Raw genomic sequence first — 16,000 nt, forward strand, 5'->3', positions numbered from 1 at the left:
CGCTCAGCTCTCCACGTGCGCGCGGATCTCGGCGGCCTCGCCGTGCCGTCCGAGTGCTTCGAGCACGTTGCCGAGCTCGAGCGAGGCGACCTGCAGCAGCGGCGGGTGCTCTGCCGCGTGCTCGATGGCGCTGCGATACACGGGCACGGCGTCGGCTGACCGGTCGTTCCCCGCGAGCACGCGCGCGGCGAACAGCTCGGACCCACCGGCCGAACCCACGTCGCCGAGTGCCGCGAACCCGTCAGCGGCGGTGAGCACGGCCGAGACCGCCTCCTCGACACGGCCGAGTTCGGCGAGGGCGCGTCCGCGCGAGTCCATCACGTCGGCGAGGAGCCACTCGGCCTCGTGCTGCTGCGCGAGCGCTGCGACCTCGTCGAAGAGGGCGAACGCCCGCTCATCGCTGCGGCCGCCGTAGGCCTGCCCGAGGCTGTGCAGCACCTCGGTCAGTGCGCCGACGGCATCCGGTGCGCGGCGCACGATCTCGGCAGCCGATTCGAGCAGGGCGATCGCGTCGTCGTGCTCCTCGAAGCGCGCGAGGATCTTCGCCTGCTCCGTCATCGACATCGCCTGATCGGCGTGCTCCTCGGCCTGGCCGAACAGCTCGGAGGCGTAGCCATGCGCGCCGACCGACTGGCCGAACTCGCCGGCAGCGCTCAGAGCCCGGGCCAGCATCGAGGCGGTCATCGCGCGAGAGGCGGCAGCGACCTCGGCCTCCTCCTCGCGCTGCAGCACGTCTCCGAAGAGCTCGGCTGCTTCTTCTGCGTCGCCGACGCGCAGCATGGCGCGGGCGAGACGGAAGTCCAGCCCCGTCGTGTCGCCGCCTGTTTCGCCGCCGAGCCGGGCCGCGAGGCGGTACCGGGAGACAGCCTTCTCCGGCTCGTCCGCGTCTTCCCAGAGAGCTCCGGCGAGCAGATGGGCGTCGCCGAGTGCGCGGGTGGCGCCCAGCTCGGCGAGAATCCGGCACGCATCGTCGGCGTCGGTCGCGCCCTCGGCATAGGTGCTGCCGCCGCCGCGAACGCGGGCTCGGGTCTGCAGCGCCTGCGCTCGATGGCCCGCGCTGAGGTCGTCCTGGGCGAGGAAGCGGTCCAGCAGCGCGCTCCCCGCCTCGAGGTCGCCCTTGCTGAGCACCGCCGAGATCGCCAGCAGCGTGGTGGTGTTCGTCAGCCGGGTGTCTTCTGCCTCGGCGAACGACCGTGCTGCGACCTCGGCGTGATCCAGAGCGGCGTCCGCCTCACCCGACTGCAGGTGCAGCGAGGCTCGGCTGATCGCGAGGTCGCCGCGCGTCCAGGCCGGCAGATCGTCGGAAGCGGCGATCTCCTCTTCCAGCGCAGCGGTGGTCTCCGCGGTGTTCAAACCGAAGGTCGCGAGACCGATCCGCTCCTCCAGGTCGGCCTGCGCGTCGCGGCCGGTCGCCCGCAGTGCTGCGACCCGCTCCGGCAGCAGCTGAAGAGCCTCATCGGCGCGATCGAGTGCGATCAGGATCCCCAGGCGCATCGAGAGCAGTTGGGCGCGTTTGGCCGGGTCTTCGACCTCGAGGGCGCGGGGGAGAGCTTCGAGGGTCTCGTGCTCGGCCCCGAACTGAGCGAGCTGCATCGCGCGCTCGAACCATCCGTCCGCGTCCACCGGAGTGTTCGTGGGGACGGGGGCGACGAAAGCATCCGAGCGGATCGGCACGTCGTACTGCTCGTTCGCGAGCGCCCGCATCCGCTCCAGGCTGCGTGCGTGTCCGTCGGTGCCGTCGCGGCCGTCGAACCCCGCACCGATCCGCTCGGCGGCCGTCCACGCGGAAGCGGCCAGATCCGCCGCGCTCCAGGTGCCCTCATGTTCGCCGAAGAACGGAACGAGCGCCGGCGACTCCGCACCGCGCACGGGGGTGTCGCCGTGCCCGGTGGCCGTGACTCGATCCAGGGCGACGGCGAGGGCTGCGAGAGCGGCGAAGTGCGCGTCGACGTTCAGTCCGTCGTGCGCCAGCCAGCCGATGTGCTTCTCGACCAGTGCCAGTGCGCGCGCCTCGTTGCCGGTGACGGCTGCGAACACGATGTTGTTGGCGACGATGCGCAGGTTGTCGGGGTTGTCCTTCGCCAGCCGGTAGCTGCGCAGGTGCGCGGTCTTCGCTTCGTCGAGGCGCCCGGCGCGGAGGTACGGGAGCAGCACGCGCGAGAGGGCGTGCTCCGGCTCCTCGCCGCAGGAGAAGCCGCCCTCGATCATCTCCTCGACCAGGACGATCGCCTCCGCGTCGCGGTCGGTGTCGGCGAAGAAGCCGGCGATCTGGCTGCGTCCGCACGCGTCGCAGTGGCTGTGGTCGTCGCGAGGGGTGGCCTCCAGCTGCACTCGCAGCGCTTCGGCCTCATCCATGCGTCCCGCATCCCAGGCGTCTTCGAAGCGCGCGGTGAGCACGCCGCTGGCGCCGAGGCCGGCGGCGCGGTAGTGCGTCTCCATGTCGTCGAGAACAGCGGCGATCTGCTCCTGCGAGAAGGCAGGGGAGGAACGCAGCGAAGACGCCATCCACTTGAACTGCCACATCAGGTCGGCCCCGCCGTTGTCGAGGTCGGCGGGGAAGCGCTGCGGCTCGGCATCGTGGTGCGCGAGGCACCAGGCGAACGAGTTGAGCATGACGTCGGTCGCGCCGTTCATGTTGGCCGAAGCGGTCTGACGCATCCGGGCGTCGTACTCCAGACGCTCGTCGCCGATCTCCACGGCGAGTGCGACGGCCTCGGCGACGAGAGCCTGCTCTGCGGGGCCCCAGGGAGTGCGGTCGATCTCCTCGATCAACTGCTGGAAGCGCTTCTTCGGACGTGCCATGGACGGAACCTTTCGGGGGAGTGTCAGCGGGCGTCGCCGAAGGGGATGGAGTCCCCTTCCAGGCCGGCCGAGAGCGAGACGAGGTCGGCGAGTGCGCTGGTCATCAGCGCACGGTCGGCGTCGGCGAGCGGGTGGTGCCCGGCGAGCAGTGCCTGGATGTAGAGGAGCTGCACGGTGCGGGCGAAGACCGCGTCGTCCTGCACACGCACCAGGGCGCGCACGACCCGGTTCGACCAGTTCAGGCACAGACGGGCGCTCAGGTCGTCCTCGCGTGCGGAGGAGACGGTCTGGTCGATACGGTCCAGCACGCCGCCCCACAGCGAGCCGGTGATGCCCTTGGTGCGTCCGCGGTCGATCGCCCGCAGCACCTCGGGGTCGGCCACGTAGAGTCCTGCGAGGTCGGGCCGGTCGATGGATCGCACGATGACGGAGCAGTCCGAGGTCGCGAGCACGGCGCCCGCGCGGGCCTCCAGCGCCACGGCGGCGTCGCGGTCGTCGAGTGGCGGCGGGTCGAGTCGGTCGAGCTCACCGGTGACGTCGACCTGTTCGACCGTGATGTGCGGGTACAGGTCCGGGAGCATCCGGATCAGGTCGGCGTCGTAGAGATAGCCGCCGTTGACGAGCACCTCTTCCGCGGGGGAGATGCCGGCGACCTGGCGGAACTCGTCGACGGTCTGCGCGTAGCGGACGTGCGGGTAGCGCTCGACGAGGTCGCCGATCCGCAGTGTGCCGTGCGTGGTCTCCACGGTGAGCCAGCGGGAGATGAAGTGGGCCAGCTCCTCGTCATGTCGCACCAGCGACTTGAGTCCGACCTCGTGCACCGCGACGAACTGCGCGAGGCGATGCGGTTCGCTGAGTCCCAGCTCGAGCACCCAACGGCGGATACCGGCGCCCAACTGCTCGCGCACGCGTTCGAGCGCGGCGTCCTCGACCAGCGATTCCCGGCTCGCGGTCGGGGCGAGCCCGGTGGAATCGACCACGGCTCGGACGAAGAACGCCCAGTCGGGGAGCACGTCGTCGACGCGCTCGGAGAGCAGCATCCGACCGAGGTACATGCGTGTCGCCTGGCGTGCGCCGGGGGGAGGGGCGTAGGGCAGCACGTAGGCGAGGCCACTGGTGCCGGTGGCAGGTTCGCTCAGTTCGATGATGTCGAGCGGGCTCGCGCCGAGGAGGTCCCGCCCGTAGCCGATGGCGGCGTCGGGATCCCGAGCAGCATTGAGGAACGGCGCATCCCTGGTGATGTCGATGTCGCCGGCGGCCGTGTCGACGCTCACCCGCACCGGCAGGAACTCGCCGAACGTCGTCGCCAACTCATGCACGGCAGCCGGGCGCAGGAGCTCGTCGGCATCGAAGCGGGGCACGAGATGCACACTCGTGCCGATCGGCAGTTCCTCGTCGATCTCGGCGACCTGGAAGGTGCCGTCGGCACTGCCGGTCCACTCGACCGAAGCGCCGCCCTTGGCGCTGCGGGAGCGGATGACGATGGTGTCGGCGACCATGAAGCAGCTGAGCAGACCGATGCCGAACTGCCCGAGGTAGTCGCTTCGCGGCAGGTCGAAGATGTCGCGCTTGGAGCTGCGTCCCACGGTCGCCAGCAGATCGGCGACCTCGGCCGCGGTCAGTCCGACTCCGTCGTCGCGCAGGACGAACTCGCCGTTCTCCGCGGTCAGCGGGGTGATCCGGATGCGACCGCCCCCGCCGTCGACCTCGCGGCGGGCCGTGATCGCATCGCGGGCGTTCTGCAGAAGCTCCCGCAGGTACACACGGGGGCTGGAGTAGATGTGCCGGCTGAGCAGATCGACGACTCCGCGCAGATCCACCTGGAACTGCTGCACTTCAGCGCTCACCGGCGCTCCCTCCTCCTGCATTCGCTCGCTGAGCCTAACAAGAACACGCCTTCGCGATCCCGGTTCGGCGCCACCGGATCGATGCCGTATGCTTGTGGGGCAGTTGTTCTCTGCAATCTTTCGCCATGCCTGGGGTCTCCCGATCACAGCTACGGTGGCAGAGTAAGAGAACACCCCAGAGGCCTCCTGGTCTCTAGGGCGGTAGCTCAATTGGCAGAGCAGCGGTCTCCAAAACCGCAGGTTGCAGGTTCGATTCCTGTCCGCCCTGCGCGTCAGCGCAACGCTGACACACGAAAGGTACATTCAGGATGGATCAGGACGAACCGCGCGGCGAGGTCGTCGCGGCCGGCGCCACCCGCGAGAAGAAGGGCAACCCCTTCTCCCGGTTCTTCGGGAGCATCGCCCTGTTCATCCGCCAGGTCATCGCCGAGCTCCGCAAGGTCGTCACCCCGACTCGCAAGGAGCTGTTCAAGTTCACCGGGGTGGTGCTCGTCTTCGTGATCATCGTCATGGGCATCGTCTACGGCTTGGACACGCTGTTCGCGTTCGTGACGCACTGGGTGTTCGGAATCCCTGGCTGATGACCCCCGCGGCTTGCGCCGCAGCTATGGAGAAGAAGCAACGTGTCTGAACGATATTCCGACGACGCCGACTGGGCGACCGCCGCAGAGCAGTCCAGCGAGGAAGACGAAGCCCAGGAGGGCAACGTCCTCGCTGAGGAAGAGCTCTCGGTCACCTCGGCTGAGCACGTCGCGGTCCACGTCGAAGACGAGGACGGCGAAGGAGACGACACGGATGACATCGACATCGAAATCGACGACCCGGAGGCGGACGCGATCGTGAACGACGCTCTCAACCTGGACGAAGCGGCTGAGTCTGAGGCTGCCGCTGAGGTCCTCAACGAATCTGTGGCCGAAGAGGTCGCAGACCTCGACGCCGCTGCGGCCGAAGAGGTCACCCCCTACGACGGTCCCGACCTCGGCGCTGATGAAGCGCAGGGCGACGAGGACTCCTCCGACGACGAAGACGACGAAGACGCGGAGGAAGACCCGTACGAGGCCTTCCGCATGGACCTGCGCATGCTTCCGGGCAAGTGGTACGTCATCCACTCCTACGCCGGCTTCGAGCGCAAGGTCAAGGCCAACATCGAGCAGCGCAAGTCGACGCTCGAGGTCGAGGACGAGATCTACCAGATCGAGGTCCCGATGGAAGACGTGGTCGAGATCAAGAACGGCCAGCGCAAGATGGTCACCCGCGTGCGCATCCCCGGCTACGTGCTGGTGCGCATGGAGCTCACGGAAGACACCTGGTCGGTCGTCCGCCACACGCCCGGCGTCACCGGCTTCGTGGGCAACGCCCACAACCCGACGCCGCTGCGCTTCGAAGAGGCCTTCAACATGCTGAAGGCGCTCGTCGAGGTCAAGGACGTCCCGACCGCCAAGAACATCGCCTCGAAGGGCGGCCACGCCGTCGCCCGTCCGCTCCCGGCAGAGGTCGACTTCGAGGTCGGCGAGACCATCACGATCAAGGAGGGTTCGTTCGCGGGCCTTCCGGGTTCGATCAGCGAGATCAAGCCCGAGAGCGGCAAGCTCACGGTCCTCGTCTCCCTCTTCGAGCGCGAGACCCCGGTCGAGCTGTCGTTCGACCAGGTCACCAAGATGGTCTGACACACACCCTGACAAGAACGGCCGTCCCATTCGGGGCGGCCGTTCTTGCGTTGTGCCGTGCGTCGATTCGGTTCCGGTCGCACTTGTTGTCGCTTGATCGTCCGCGAGGCGGCAGCAACTGCGACCGGAAAGGCGCCTCTTGCTGCGTACGGTCACTCGGCGTGCTGGGCAGCCCAGTGCGGGCTCTGGATGAGTCCGATCAGGTTGCCGAACGGGTCGCTGACCGAGGCGGACCACCAGCCCTCCCCGCGCTGAGTGACCGGGTCGAACGGGGCGGCGCCGAGGTCGAGGAGCCTGGCTACCTCTGCGCGGATGTCGTCGACGTGCATGCTCACCAGCGCACCACCCGGCTGCGGCAGAGTCGGCCGGAAGCGGGCATCCATCAGAGCGAATTCGTCGTCGTCGTCGCCGAACCGCCACTCCGCGTACTGCGCGGGGCCATCTTCCGGACGGGTGAAGTAGGGAGCCGAATCGAAGACGTCCGTGTACCAGGCGACGGCGGCGGGCATGTCCTCGGCGACGATGTTGAGATTGGCGAGACCACGGAACATTGGATTCTCCTTCTGTGTGGGGTGTTTCTTCTATGCTTTCGGGTGAAGTGATCACCTACTGATCACTTCAGAAAAGAGATTCCGATCCGCGCCGACCGCCTCATCCAGGCGCTTCTGTTGCTGCAGGGCAGAGCGCACATCACGGCCACCGAGCTTGCCGCCGAGCTCGAGATATCGGTGCCGACCGCGCGCCGCGATCTCGAGGCGCTGGCGATGTCGGGCGTGCCGATCTATCCGAGCCGGGGCCGGGGTGGTGGATGGAGGCTCATCGGCGGCGCGCGCACCGACCTCACCGGGCTCACTCAGGGCGAGGTGAGCTCGCTGCTCGTGGCGCTGAGCCAGAGCGGCGCGGCGACCCCCGAGCGGATCGCCGCGATGCGCAAGCTCATCCGCGCGGTGCCCGAGCCGTTCCGGGAGGGGGCGCAGCGTGTCGCCGCCACGACGGTGCGCGATGCTCCCTGGGGGGCGACGGAGACCGACGAGGTGCCGTCCGCGGTCGCGGAGCTGCAGCGGGCGATCGCGGGCGGCTTCCGGGTCGAGCTGCGATACGACGGTGCGTCCGCCGGGGTCGCATTCGAGGCGGTGCCGGTGATGGTCGGCAGCCGAGGGGCGCGCTGGTACCTGATCGCCGCACCCGTGATCGCGGAGACGGATACGGCCGACGAGGCCGCGCTGCGCACATATCGAGCGGATCGGATCCTCGACGTCCGCGTGCTGTCGTCTCGTGGTTCGGTCGCGGCGGGCTTCGACCACTCGCGGGCGTGGTCGGAGATGGTGGAGCGCGTCGAGGAGATGCGAGGGTCGGTTCGGGCGGTGGTCGCTGTCGAACCCTGGGCGGTGAAGGCGCTGCGCGATCGGTTCGGTGTGCAGGCCCGGATGCTCTCGGATGCGCCGGACGGCGAGGGGCGTGTGCGGATAGAGATCAGTGCGCACCGTGTCGACGCTCTCGCCGAGCAGCTCGCCGGGTGGACGGGGGCGGCGGAGGTCATCGAACCGGCCGTCGTCCGCGTCGCCCTCCGGCAGCTCGGTGAGCGGATCGTGTCCCGGTACGGCGACGCCGGGCGCGGTCCGCGGAAGTCCTCCTGATCGGGTAGACTTGTGTGGTTTGTGTGACGCTTCGGCGTGCGCAGAGACGACCACGTTCCGGAAACGCCGGATCTGTGGGAGAAGCGGATGCTCCGGCATCCGATTCGATGAAAGGAAAGAGAATGGCACCGAAGAAGAAGGTGACCGGCCTGATCAAGCTTCAGATCAACGCCGGTGCAGCCAACCCGGCGCCGCCGATCGGCCCCGCGCTCGGTCAGCATGGCGTCAACATCATGGAGTTCTGCAAGGCGTACAACGCCGCGACCGAGTCGCAGCGCGGCAACGTCATCCCCGTCGAGATCACCGTCTACGAGGACCGCAGCTTCACGTTCATCCTGAAGACCCCGCCTGCTGCGGAGCTCATCAAGAAGGCCGCAGGCGTCCCCAAGGGCTCCGCGACCCCGCACACCGTCAAGGTCGCGAAGATCACCAAGGACCAGGTCCGCCAGATCGCCGAGACCAAGCAGGCCGACCTGAACGCGAACGACATCGAGGCCGCGATCTTGATCATCGCCGGCACCGCCCGTTCCATGGGCATCACGGTCGAGGGCTGAGGAGAATAATCATGGCTACCAAGTCCAAGGCTTACAAGGCTGCCGCCGAGAAGATCGAGGCAGACCGTTTCTACACCCCGACCGAGGCTGTCGCCCTCGCGAAGGAGACCGGCTCGTCGAAGTTCGACTCGACCGTCGAGGTCGCGCTGAAGCTCGCCGTCGACCCCCGCAAGGCAGACCAGATGGTGCGCGGCACCGTCATCCTGCCCCACGGCACCGGTAAGACCGCCCGCGTCATCGTCTTCGCCACCGGCCCCGCGGCCGAGGCAGCGATCGCCGCAGGTGCAGATGAGGTCGGCGGCGCCGAGCTCATCCAGAAGGTCGCCGATGGCTGGACCAACTTCGACGCCGCTGTCTCCACGCCGGAGCTCATGGGCCAGGTCGGTCGTCTCGGAAAGGTGCTCGGACCGCGTGGTCTGATGCCGAACCCGAAGACCGGCACCGTGACCCCGAACCCGGCCAAGGCCGTCGAGGAGATCAAGGGCGGAAAGATCGAGTTCCGCGTCGACAAGCACGCCAACGTGCACTTCGTCGTCGGCAAGGCATCCTTCACCGCAGAGCAGCTGAACGAGAACATCGGCGCAGCGCTCGAGGAGATCGTCCGCCTCAAGCCGTCGAGCTCGAAGGGCCGTTACATCCAGAAGGGTGCGGTGTCGACCACGTTCGGCCCCGGCATCCCGCTGGACGTCAACTCCATCTGAGTCTGACTCTCGTGAAACGCCCCCGGGTCCGCCCGGGGGCGTTTCTGCGTCTCCGGCCACCCGCGAAACGAAACGTCATCGGATGCTCGGAACCGCCCGGTGCCACGTACTGTGGGGGAGTTCCCGCGACGGTCGCGTAAACTCGCACCGCGCTTCACACCCCAGGAGGGTTCATGTCTCGTCGTCTCATCGCCGTCACCGCACTCGTCGTCGCCGCTGCCGCCCTGACCGCCTGCAGCGGTTCCAGCACGCCCGCGAACACCTCGGGCAGCGGTGAGAGCTCCGCGAGCTCGGAGTACGGTCTCGCGAAAGACGGCACGCTCACGGTCGGTACCGAGGGCACCTATCGCCCCTTCAGCTTCCACGGCGACAACGGTGCCGGCGACCTGACCGGATACGACGTGGAGATCATCGAGGCCGTCGCCGACAAGCTCGGTCTCGAGGTGAAGTTCGAAGAGACGCAGTGGGATGCGATCTTCGCGGGTCTCGACGCCGGCCGCTTCGACGTGATCGCCAACCAGGTCACGATCAACGACGAGCGCGAGGCGAAGTACCTCTTCAGCGCTCCGTACACCGTCTCTCCTGGCGTGATCGTGGTCTCCGAGGACGAAGACTCGATCTCGTCGTTCGCCGACCTCGAAGGCAAGACCACCGCACAGTCGCTCACGAGCAACTGGAACGACCTCGCCACCGAGTCGGGCGCCAAGGTCGAAGGCGTCGAGGGGTGGGCGCAGGCCGTCGAGCTTCTGCGCCAGGGCCGCGTGGATGCGACCATCAACGACAAGCTGACGTTCCTCGACTACGAGACGACGAACAGCCCGACCGGCCTGAAGATCGCGGCGGAGACCGACGACGCGGGTGAGCAGGCCTTCGCCTTCACCAAGGACAAGGAAGCTCTCGTCACGGCGGTCGACGGTGCACTCGAAGAGCTGCGAGCCGACGGAACCCTGGCCGAGATCAGCAAGAAGTACTTCGGCGAAGACGTCTCGCAGTAATCGATGGAGAGTCCCTGGCAGCTGTTCCTGGACTCGCTCGGGCCGATCGCCTGGGCGGGTCTGACGGCGACGGTGCCGCTCGCGCTGGCATCGTTCGCCCTGGGACTCGTCATCGCGGTCGGCATCGCCCTGATGAGGATCTCGGTGAATCCGATCCTCTCGGGCATCGCCCGGTTCTACATCTCGGTGATCCGCGGTACGCCGCTGCTCGTGCAGCTCTTCGTGATCTTCTACGGCATGCCCTCGATCGGGATCACGATCGACCCGTGGCCGAGCGCGATCATCGCGTTGTCGCTCAACGTCGGCGGATACGGTGCCGAGGTGGTCAGGGCGGCGATCCTCTCGGTCCCGCAGGGGCAGTGGGAGGCCGCGTACACGGTCGGCATGAACCGCACCCGCACCCTCACCCGCATCATCCTGCCGCAGGCTGCACGGGTGTCGGTGCCGCCGCTGTCGAACACGTTCATCTCGCTCGTGAAGGACACCTCGCTCGCGTCACTGATCCTGGTGACGGAGCTGTTCAAGGTGGCGCAGCAGATCGCGTCGACGACCTACGAATTCATGGTGCTCTACCTCGCCGCCGCGCTGGTCTACTGGGTGTTGTGCCTGGTGCTGTCGTTCGGCCAGAGCGCACTCGAGAGGAGGCTCGACAGCCGTGTCGCACACTGACAACATCCCCGACGCACTCCTCACCGCCCGTGGCCTGCACAAGAGCTTCGGCGACAACGAGGTGCTCCGCGGCATCGACCTGACCCTGCACCGCGGGGAGGTCGTCGTGCTCATCGGTCCCAGCGGTTCGGGCAAGACGACGGTGCTCCGCGCACTCAACGGCCTCGAGACGCCGGATGCCGGCACGATCGTCGTCGAGGGTGGTCCCGAGATCGACTTCGCGCCGGAGACGAAGCCCTCGGCCCGCGTGCAGAAGCAGAAGCGGCTCGCACTGCGGGATCGTTCAGCGATGGTCTTCCAGCACCACAACCTCTTCCCGCACTTCACCGTCCTCGAGAACGTGATCGAGGGGCCGTGGCGGGTGCAGGGGCGCCCGAAGGCCGAGGTCGTGGCCGAGGCCCTCTCTCTGCTCGACCGAGTGGGCCTGGCCGACAAGGCGGATGCGCGTCCGCATCAGCTCTCGGGTGGCCAGCAGCAACGGGTGGGCATCGTGCGAGCACTCGCGCTCAAGCCCGACCTGCTGCTCTTCGACGAGCCGACCAGTGCACTCGACCCGGAACTCGTGGGGGAAGTGCTGCTCGTGATCAAGGAGCTGGCCGACGAGGGATGGACCATGGCGGTCGTGACCCATGAGCTCAGCTTCGCGCGCGAGGCCGCCGATCACGTGCTGTTCATGGACGGCGGTGTCGTGGTGGAGCAGGGGCCGCCGGCCGAGCTCTTCAGCGCGCCGAAGCATGAGCGCACGCAGCGCTTCCTCACTCGCATCATGCGCCCGCTCGACGGCGTCTGAAACCGCTCGCGCCTCGCCCTGCGCCCTGATCGGTGGCAGGATGCCCTCGTGGGAACCATCGACGACTACCTCGCAGACCTCACCTCCGCCGATCGTGATGCGATCGATCGGGTCTATGCGATCGCCCGCCAGGAGGCTCCGGATGCGGAGCAGGGCAAGGGATACGGCATGCCGGCGCTCGTGTACCGCGGCAAGTCGGTGCTCTCGGTGATGCGGGCCAAGAAGCACATCGGGATCTACCCGTTCAGCCCGGATGCGGTCGCCGCGGTCGCCGCCCTCCTCGACGGGCATCCTGGTGTCAGTGTCGACAAGGGGACGATCCGGTTCCAACCCGAGCATCCGATCCCGAGCGACGTGATCGAGAAGCTCGTCCGCACCCGGCTCGCCCAGATCGGTGGCGCCTGAATCCGCTCAGCCCCCCAGAACCGGCAGCACCAGGCTGATCGCGATCGAGATCATGATCACCGCGATCACGGCGTCGAGGATGCGCCAGGAACGCGGAGTGCGCAGCCAGCGTCCCAGATAGCGCGCGCCGAAGCCCAGCGCCGTGAACCACAGGAGGCTGGCGGCGATCGCGCCGGCCGCGAACAGCCACCGCTCGTCGCCGTGGGTGGCTGCGATCGAGCCGAGCATCAGGACCGTGTCGAGATACACATGCGGGTTGAGCCAGGTCAGCGCGAGCGTGGTCAGGATCACGGGGGCCAGCCGGGTCCCGGTGCGTGTCATCGTCGAACCATCGGCAGCCGGGGAACCGGGCAGTGCGGCATCCGTTCCATCGGCGTCGAGTTCCTCGCCGCCTCGCCAGGCGCGGCGCGCGGCCAGGATGCCGTAGGTGAGGAGGAACAGCGCTCCTGCCCATCGCGCCACGACGACGAGCCAGGGCGCGGCGGAGAGTACGAAGCCGAGTCCGGCGACGCCGGCGGCGATGAGAGCGGCATCGGAGAGGGCGCAGATGAGGACGACGGCCAGGACGTGTTCGCGGCGGATCCCCTGACGCAGGACGAAGACGTTCTGCGCGCCGATCGCGACGATGAGGGAGAGGCCGAGTCCGAGGCCGGCGAGGACGGTGAGCATGCGTCCAGCCTAGGAATCGAATCACATGATGAGAAGCGAAGATTCCTACTGAACCATTAGCATCGCTAATGTGCGAATCGATCCTGAACTCGCGGCCACTCTTGCGGCGATCGTCGACGAGGGCACTCTGGACGCGGCCTCACGTCGCCTGCAGGTCACCCCGTCGGCCGTGAGCCAGCGGCTGAAGGCGCTCGAACAGCAGCTCGGTCGCATCCTGATCGTGCGCACCAAGCCCGCTCGCCTGACGGAGGCGGGAGAGGCGGTCGTGCGGCTGGCGCGGCAGGTGGCTCTGCTCGAGCATGACGCGCTCGTCGGCGTGGGGATCGACGAAGACGGCGGGGCGCGGAGGATCAGCATCCCCCTCGCTGTGAACGCCGACTCGATGGCGACGTGGTTCCTCGCCCCGCTCGCGAGGCTGTCGTCCGCACACGACATCGACTTCGACCTGCACCGAGACGATCAGAACTTCACCGCGCGGCTGCTGGAGTCCGGCACCGTGATGGCAGCGGTCACGAGTGAGGAGTCGCCGGTCGCCGGATGCTCGGTCTCGCCGCTGGGCGTGCTCGAATACCGGGCCATGGCAGAAGCGGGTTTCGCCGAGCGCTGGTTCTCGGATGGGGTGACATCGACGGCCCTGGCTGCAGCACCGTTCGTCGACTTCGACCGCCGCGACACGCTGCAGCACGAATGGCTCGGAGCGATGTCGGTCGGGCAGCAGGGGGTGCCACGGCACTACGTGCCCGCATCCCACGACTACGCCCTCGCCGTCGGACTCGGCCTGGGGTGGGGGATGGTGCCGCTCCTGCAAGAGGCACGAGGGCTGGTCCCGCTGGGGGGCCCGACCCTTCGCGTGCAGCTCTATTGGCAGCAGTGGAACCTGCGTTCGGAGCTGCTGGACACCATCGCTGCGGAGATCGCCGCCGAGGCACGTCGCGTGCTCGGCGGCACCCCCGTCACTCGCTCGCGGTCGAACCCGGCGTCACGCCGGAGCCGAGGGCGTGCAGCAGCCGGGTGAGGTTGCCGATATCGGTGAGGCTCCAGTCTTCGAGCGTGCGCAGCAGCATGCCCTCCTGCGGCAGTCGAGCCGCTGACAGCCGCTCTGTGCCGAGGGGAGTGAGCTGCAGCAGGAACGAACGGCCGTCGGCGGGGTCGGCCGAACGCTCGATCAATCCGAGCTCCTCCAGCTCGCGCACCGTCCGGCTGACCTGGCCTTTGTCCATGAGCATGCGCTCGGACAGCGTCGAGACCGTCACCCTTTCGCATCGTGCGATCGTGGTGAAGATCTTGTAGCCGCCGGGCAGCAGCCCGGGGCTCACCCGGTTCGCGTTCTCGGTGATCACACGCCGAAAATGCGTGATCAGCTCGCTGAACTCCGCCTCGAGGGCGCGGACCGCTTCGGCCCGCGCCTCCGGGGTCTCGGAGATGTGATCAGCGGCGGACATCGGATGCCGTATCGCCGTGATCGCCCGTCCGGTCGATCACGGTGACGGTTCCGGTCGTCGGTGCTCCGGAGAGCGCCGTCGCATCGGCGATCGCGACGTCTGCGGCATCGTCCACTGCGCTGTCGACCGGCTTCTTCTTCTTTGCGGCATCCGCCTCGGCGCGCTCGCTCGTGGTCATGGTGGTGAGCGGGCGATTCGGCAGGAACAGGATCGCGATGAGGCTGATCACCGCGAGCGGGATGCCGATCAGGAACGCATGGGAGATGGCCTGCGCGTAGAAGTCCTCGATGATCGAGCGCACCGGCTCCGGGAGGAGACGCACCTCGGGCAGCGTTCCGCTCGAGAGCTGAGCTGCAACCTCGGCTCCCTTGTCGCCGAGCTGGGCGATCGCGGCGCCGATCCGCTCCTTGCCGTCGCTGAACAGGCTGGTCAGGGTGTTCGCGAGCACTGCGCCCATGACCGAGACGCCGATCGTGCCACCGAGGCTTCGGAAGAAGGTCACGCCCGAGCTCGCGACACCCATCTCGCTGGGCTTCGCGACGTTCTGCACGATGAGGACGAGGTTCTGCATCGTCATGCCGACGCCGGCGCCCATCACGAACATGTAGATCGAGACGAGGACGAAGTTCGTGTCGTAGTGCAGTGTCGACAGCATGACGGAGCCGGCGATCAGCAGCACGGAGCCGAGGATCAGGTAGCCCTTCCACTTGCCGAAGCGGGTGACGAGCTGGCCGACGACCATCGAGGCGATCAGGAGCCCCGCCATCATCGGCAGTGTCATGAGCCCGGCCTCGGTCGGTGTGGCACCGCGGGAGAGCTGCATGTACTGCGCGAGGTAGACCGAGGTGCCGAACATCGCGACGCCGATCGAGATCGATGCGAGCACCGACAGTGTGAACGTACGACCGCGGAAGAGCGTGAGCGGGATGAGCGGCTCGCGTACCTTGAGCTCGACGATGATGAAGGCGATGGCCGAGGCGAGCGCACCGCCGACCATGAGCACGGTCTCGGTGCTCCACCAGTCGAAGGTCGAGCCCGCGTTGGTGATCCAGATGAGGATCAGTGAGACGGCGGCGGAGAGCAGTACGATGCCGACGTAGTCGATCGATACCTTGCGGGTGCGCTCGGTGCTGATGTGCAGTGTCTTCTGCAGGATGATGAGCGCGGCGACCGCGAACGGGAGCGCGACGAAGAAGTTCCAGCGCCAGTTCGCGACGTCGGTGATCCATCCGCCGAGCAGCGGTCCGCCCACGGTGGCGACGGCCATCACGGCGCCGAAGAGGCCCATGTACCGGCCGCGCTCGCGCGGGCTGATGATGTCGGCCATGATGACCTGGCTGAGGGCGGCGAGTCCGCCGCCGCCGATGCCCTGGATGGCGCGGAATGCGATGAGGGTGTTCGTGTCCTGCGCGAAGCCGGCAGCGGCGGTCGCGGCCACGAAGATGACGATCGCGATCTGGATCAGCAGCTTGCGGTTGAACAGGTCGGCGAGCTTGCCCCAGATGGGGGTGGAGATCGCGGTGGTGAGCAGCGTCGCGGTGATGACCCAGGTGTAGGCGGCCTGGTCGCCACCGAGGTCGTGCACGATGACGGGCATCGAGGTGGAGACCACCGTGGTGGCGATCATCGAGACGAACATGCCGAGGAGGAGCCCGGTGAGGGCTTCGAGCACCTGGCGATGCGTCATCTTGACGGGAGAGTCCGTGGTCATGCGTGACCTTTCGCAGTCTGGAGAGAGAGGATGCTGCGACAGCTCTGGCGCGCACGAGATGGTTGAACTGCGTCAACTATACGCTGATCGTTGATCTACGTCAACGATTCG

At 67.7% G+C, this 16,000-nt stretch carries 16 protein-coding genes and 1 tRNA gene; 11 read left to right on the forward strand and 6 right to left on the reverse strand.

The genetic code is table 11. The features are described 5' to 3' along the window. Positions 1–3: 3 nt before the first annotated feature. Positions 4–2,802 carry a hypothetical protein gene (locus tag ACIQTX_RS06685; RefSeq protein ID WP_402970433.1) on the reverse strand — a complete coding sequence of 933 codons (2,799 nt, stop codon included), beginning with the start codon at positions 2,800–2,802 and terminating at the stop codon, positions 4–6. Positions 2,803–2,825: 23 nt separating this feature from the next. Continuing rightward, positions 2,826–4,649 carry an HSP90 family protein gene (locus ACIQTX_RS06690; protein WP_402970436.1) on the reverse strand — a complete coding sequence of 608 codons (1,824 nt, stop codon included), beginning with the start codon at positions 4,647–4,649 and terminating at the stop codon, positions 2,826–2,828. Between the two features lie 195 nt (positions 4,650–4,844). Here ACIQTX_RS06690 and ACIQTX_RS06695 point away from each other — a divergent pair. The 3 genes from ACIQTX_RS06695 to nusG all read left to right on the forward strand — a co-directional run bounded on the left by ACIQTX_RS06695 (position 4,845) and on the right by nusG (position 6,316). Continuing rightward, a tRNA-Trp gene (locus ACIQTX_RS06695) sits at positions 4,845–4,917 on the forward strand. A 40-nt stretch (positions 4,918–4,957) separates the two neighbouring features. Further along, complete coding sequence (gene secE / locus ACIQTX_RS06700; RefSeq protein ID WP_017201518.1) at positions 4,958–5,230, forward strand: preprotein translocase subunit SecE; 273 nt, start codon at positions 4,958–4,960, stop codon at positions 5,228–5,230. A gap of 42 nt (positions 5,231–5,272) precedes the next feature. Beyond that, on the forward strand, positions 5,273–6,316 hold the full coding sequence (gene nusG / locus ACIQTX_RS06705; RefSeq protein ID WP_028502399.1) for a transcription termination/antitermination protein NusG: 1,044 nt from the start codon (positions 5,273–5,275) through the stop codon (positions 6,314–6,316). Positions 6,317–6,468: 152 nt separating this feature from the next. Here nusG and ACIQTX_RS06710 read toward each other — a convergent pair whose 3' ends face one another. After that, entirely contained in the window at positions 6,469–6,867 is a 399-nt protein-coding gene (locus ACIQTX_RS06710; protein ID WP_402970440.1) for a VOC family protein, read from the reverse strand. Positions 6,868–6,969: 102 nt separating this feature from the next. Between ACIQTX_RS06710 and ACIQTX_RS06715 the strand changes: the two genes are divergently transcribed. The 7 genes from ACIQTX_RS06715 to ACIQTX_RS06745 all read left to right on the forward strand — a co-directional run bounded on the left by ACIQTX_RS06715 (position 6,970) and on the right by ACIQTX_RS06745 (position 12,067). Next, entirely contained in the window at positions 6,970–7,953 is a 984-nt protein-coding gene (locus tag ACIQTX_RS06715) for a helix-turn-helix transcriptional regulator (RefSeq protein ID WP_402972973.1), read from the forward strand. 122 nt (positions 7,954–8,075) lie between these two features. Next, entirely contained in the window at positions 8,076–8,507 is a 432-nt protein-coding gene (rplK, locus tag ACIQTX_RS06720) for a 50S ribosomal protein L11 (protein ID WP_028502398.1), read from the forward strand. A gap of 11 nt (positions 8,508–8,518) precedes the next feature. Then, positions 8,519–9,208 carry a 50S ribosomal protein L1 gene (gene rplA / locus ACIQTX_RS06725; RefSeq protein ID WP_017829144.1) on the forward strand — a complete coding sequence of 230 codons (690 nt, stop codon included), beginning with the start codon at positions 8,519–8,521 and terminating at the stop codon, positions 9,206–9,208. Between the two features lie 173 nt (positions 9,209–9,381). Further along, positions 9,382–10,203, forward strand: coding sequence for an amino acid ABC transporter substrate-binding protein (locus tag ACIQTX_RS06730; protein WP_402970444.1), 822 nt, complete (start codon positions 9,382–9,384; stop codon positions 10,201–10,203). A 3-nt stretch (positions 10,204–10,206) separates the two neighbouring features. After that, a complete protein-coding gene (locus ACIQTX_RS06735; RefSeq protein WP_402970447.1) occupies positions 10,207–10,872 on the forward strand; it encodes an amino acid ABC transporter permease in 666 nt (221 codons plus the stop codon). Beyond that, positions 10,859–11,662 (forward strand): amino acid ABC transporter ATP-binding protein, encoded by an 804-nt coding sequence (locus ACIQTX_RS06740; RefSeq protein ID WP_402970450.1) that lies wholly within the window; start codon positions 10,859–10,861, stop codon positions 11,660–11,662. Before ACIQTX_RS06735 ends, ACIQTX_RS06740 begins: the two co-directional genes overlap by 14 nt. 48 nt (positions 11,663–11,710) lie before the next feature. Beyond that, positions 11,711–12,067 carry an iron chaperone gene (locus ACIQTX_RS06745; protein WP_402970453.1) on the forward strand — a complete coding sequence of 119 codons (357 nt, stop codon included), beginning with the start codon at positions 11,711–11,713 and terminating at the stop codon, positions 12,065–12,067. A 6-nt stretch (positions 12,068–12,073) separates the two neighbouring features. Here the strand turns inward: ACIQTX_RS06745 and lysE are convergent, their stop codons facing one another. Next, the gene (gene lysE, locus ACIQTX_RS06750) at positions 12,074–12,736 is read right to left on the reverse strand and encodes an L-lysine exporter (RefSeq protein ID WP_028502393.1); all 663 of its coding nucleotides are present in this window, start codon (positions 12,734–12,736) and stop codon (positions 12,074–12,076) included. A 70-nt stretch (positions 12,737–12,806) separates the two neighbouring features. Here lysE and ACIQTX_RS06755 point away from each other — a divergent pair, with 70 nt between their 5' ends. Further along, a complete protein-coding gene (locus tag ACIQTX_RS06755; RefSeq protein ID WP_402970457.1) occupies positions 12,807–13,751 on the forward strand; it encodes a LysR family transcriptional regulator ArgP in 945 nt (314 codons plus the stop codon). Here ACIQTX_RS06755 and ACIQTX_RS06760 read toward each other — a convergent pair. Together ACIQTX_RS06760 and ACIQTX_RS06765 are read right to left on the reverse strand one after the other, a co-directional pair. Then, a complete protein-coding gene (locus tag ACIQTX_RS06760) occupies positions 13,690–14,178 on the reverse strand; it encodes a MarR family transcriptional regulator (protein WP_028502391.1) in 489 nt (162 codons plus the stop codon). The genes ACIQTX_RS06755 and ACIQTX_RS06760 overlap by 62 nt on opposite strands. Beyond that, positions 14,165–15,889, reverse strand: a complete 1,725-nt coding sequence (locus tag ACIQTX_RS06765) for a DHA2 family efflux MFS transporter permease subunit (protein ID WP_402970460.1) — start codon at positions 15,887–15,889, stop codon at positions 14,165–14,167. Before ACIQTX_RS06765 ends, ACIQTX_RS06760 begins: the two co-directional genes overlap by 14 nt. Positions 15,890–16,000: the final 111 nt, after the last annotated feature.

Origin of the sequence: Microbacterium sp. NPDC090281 (assembly GCF_044769635.1) — a bacterium.
Taxonomy (GTDB): domain Bacteria; phylum Actinomycetota; class Actinomycetes; order Actinomycetales; family Microbacteriaceae; genus Microbacterium.

Excerpts from the sequence above, each read along its gene's own strand:
- ACIQTX_RS06685 (WP_402970433.1), bottom strand. The coding sequence starts at position 2,802 with ATGGCACGTCCGAAGAAGCGCTTCCAGCAGTTGATCGAGGAGATCGAC.
- secE (WP_017201518.1), top strand. The coding sequence starts at position 4,958 with ATGGATCAGGACGAACCGCGCGGCGAGGTCGTCGCGGCCGGCGCCACC.
- ACIQTX_RS06710 (WP_402970440.1), bottom strand. The coding sequence starts at position 6,867 with ATGTTCCGTGGTCTCGCCAATCTCAACATCGTCGCCGAGGACATGCCC.
- rplK (WP_028502398.1), top strand. The coding sequence starts at position 8,076 with ATGGCACCGAAGAAGAAGGTGACCGGCCTGATCAAGCTTCAGATCAAC.
- rplA (WP_017829144.1), top strand. The coding sequence starts at position 8,519 with ATGGCTACCAAGTCCAAGGCTTACAAGGCTGCCGCCGAGAAGATCGAG.
- ACIQTX_RS06730 (WP_402970444.1), top strand. The coding sequence starts at position 9,382 with ATGTCTCGTCGTCTCATCGCCGTCACCGCACTCGTCGTCGCCGCTGCC.
- ACIQTX_RS06735 (WP_402970447.1), top strand. The coding sequence starts at position 10,207 with ATGGAGAGTCCCTGGCAGCTGTTCCTGGACTCGCTCGGGCCGATCGCC.
- lysE (WP_028502393.1), bottom strand. The coding sequence starts at position 12,736 with ATGCTCACCGTCCTCGCCGGCCTCGGACTCGGCCTCTCCCTCATCGTC.
- ACIQTX_RS06760 (WP_028502391.1), bottom strand. The coding sequence starts at position 14,178 with ATGTCCGCCGCTGATCACATCTCCGAGACCCCGGAGGCGCGGGCCGAA.
- ACIQTX_RS06765 (WP_402970460.1), bottom strand. The coding sequence starts at position 15,889 with ATGACCACGGACTCTCCCGTCAAGATGACGCATCGCCAGGTGCTCGAA.